This is a genomic window from Dietzia sp. DQ11-71, assembly GCF_014144995.1.
GTDB lineage: Bacteria > Actinomycetota > Actinomycetes > Mycobacteriales > Mycobacteriaceae > Dietzia > Dietzia kunjamensis.
In genome coordinates this window covers 1-2,073 of record NZ_JAALDT010000369.1, presented here as the reverse complement: position 1 = coordinate 2,073, position 2,073 = coordinate 1, and the positions used below count along the sequence as shown (strand labels likewise).

The following is a 2,073-nucleotide window of genomic DNA, read 5'->3' as shown; positions in this document are numbered from 1 at the left end:
CGAGGAGGCGGGACCCGGGTAGGCCGACTCGTCGCGGCGCCGGCCGTCGAGGGGGGTCGAGCCGAGTTCGGAGGCACCGCCGGTGTCACCGGAGGCGCCGGGGACCGACTCGTCGTCGTCGAGGTGGTGGCGGCCGCGACGCGACTGTCCCGCGCCGGCGGTGACCGGACGGGACCCGCCGTCGAACCCGGCGGCGATGACGGTCACTCGGACCTCGTCTCCGAGCGAGTCGTCCACGACGGTGCCGAAGATGATGTTGGCCTCCGGGTGCGCCTCCTCCTGCACGAGCGTGGCGGCCTCGTTGATCTCGAACAGCCCCAGGTCGCTGCCGCCCGCGATGGACATGAGCACGCCCTTGGCGCCCTCCATCGTGGTCTCGAGGAGCGGGGAGTTGATGGCGGCCTCGGCGGCCTTGAACGCGCGTCCCTCCCCGCGGGAGGAACCGATGCCCATGAGGGCGCTGCCCGCCCCGGACATGACGCCCTTGACGTCGGCGAAGTCGACGTTGATCACGCCGGGCGTGGTGATGAGGTCGGTGATGCCCTGGACGCCGTTGAGGAGGACCTCGTCCGCGGTCTTGAAGGCCTCCATCATCGACACGCCCGCGTCGCCGAGCTGGAGCAGGCGGTCGTTGGGGATCACGATGAGCGTGTCGCAGGCCTCGCGGAGCTGGTCGATGCCGGTGTCGGCCTGGCCTCCGCGGCGCTTGCCCTCGAACGAGAACGGGCGGGTGACCACTCCGACCGTCAGGGCGCCGAGCTTGCGGGCGATCGCGGCCACGACGGGCGCGCCGCCGGTGCCGGTCCCGCCGCCCTCACCGGCGGTGACGAAGACCATGTCGGCCCCCTTGAGGACCTCCTCGATCTCGTCCTTGTGGTCCTCGGCGGCCTTGCGACCGACCTCGGGGTCCGCGCCGGCGCCCAGCCCGCGGGTGAGCTCGCGGCCGACGTCCAGCTTGACGTCGGCGTCCGACATGAGGAGGGCCTGCGCGTCGGTGTTCACGGCGATGAACTCGACGCCCTTGAGCCCCTCGTCGATCATCCGGTTGACCGCGTTGACGCCGCCTCCGCCGATCCCGACGACCTTGATGACTGCGAGGTAGTTGTGCGGTGAGCTCATCGAGGCCCGGCCTTCCTATGGGGGTGTCGTGCTCGGTTGCATGCTGTCTCGACGAAAGTTCCGCGAGCCTAAAGTCTCACCCTCTAGTTGAGGGTTAAACTTGCTGGTCAGAGGCCTTTTCCGCCGTCTGCACACACGGTAGGTCCAGCAGCCCCGCGCGTCCACGAGGCTCGCGGGCGTGTCGTGTCCACCGGCTCGCGACCGGGCTACCGCGAGGCCGGCAGCGCGGGGTTGGACACGGTCCAGATCTGGCCCGGTTGCTCGAGCACCATCTGCAGGGCGACGGCCTTCTCGTGATCCCGTCCCGCCGCACCCCATTCCACGATCCGCCCGTCGGCGAGTGTGAGGACGATGGACGCGGGGGTCTCCACCTCGACCGAGGCGATCTCCTGACCCGCGGTGCCGCGCACCTCGGCGAACACGGTCGCCATATCGCGGACGATCGACGGCAGGTCCGCGCCGGCCGCGTCCCCCACGGTGAGCAGGGGCGTGCCGGGCGGGGGCTCACCGGGGCCGAAGTCGATGCCCTGGGCGTCCACGAGGTGCCGGGTCCCGTCGACCTCCACGACCACCAGTGCGGTGCGCTCGATCAACTCGATCCGCAGCCCCGAGGGATAGTCCCGCTTGACGGTCACCTGGTCGACCCGCGGGAGTCCGGCCACCCGCCGCGCGACGGCGTGCGTGTCCACCTGGAGGAGCGGGGTCCCGGGGACCACGGCGGCGCGCTCGGTCACCACCTCGGACGGGATCGACCGGGTGCCCTCGACGCTGACCTCGCGGACCGAGAACACCGGCAGGAAGTACAGGGCGATGTAGCCGAGGAGCAGCACCACCAGTGCCATCCCGAGTCCGGCGTAGATGCGGTTGGTGCGTCGGCGGCGCCGCCGCAGCCGCGCGCGGACGGCCGGGTCGGAGTGCCGGACCCGCTCGTCGGAGCTGCGGACGGAGGCCGCG

Annotated in this window: 2 protein-coding genes; both read right to left on the bottom strand. The window is 71.5% G+C overall.

From position 1 onward, the window contains the following. Positions 1-1,119 (bottom strand): cell division protein FtsZ (ftsZ, locus tag G6023_RS12795; protein WP_241727851.1); only part of this gene is annotated, 1,119 nt, incomplete at its 3' end. A gap of 206 nt (positions 1,120-1,325) precedes the next feature. Beyond that, on the bottom strand, positions 1,326-2,073 hold a 748-nt coding region (locus G6023_RS12790; protein WP_182635859.1), incomplete at its 5' end, for a cell division protein FtsQ/DivIB.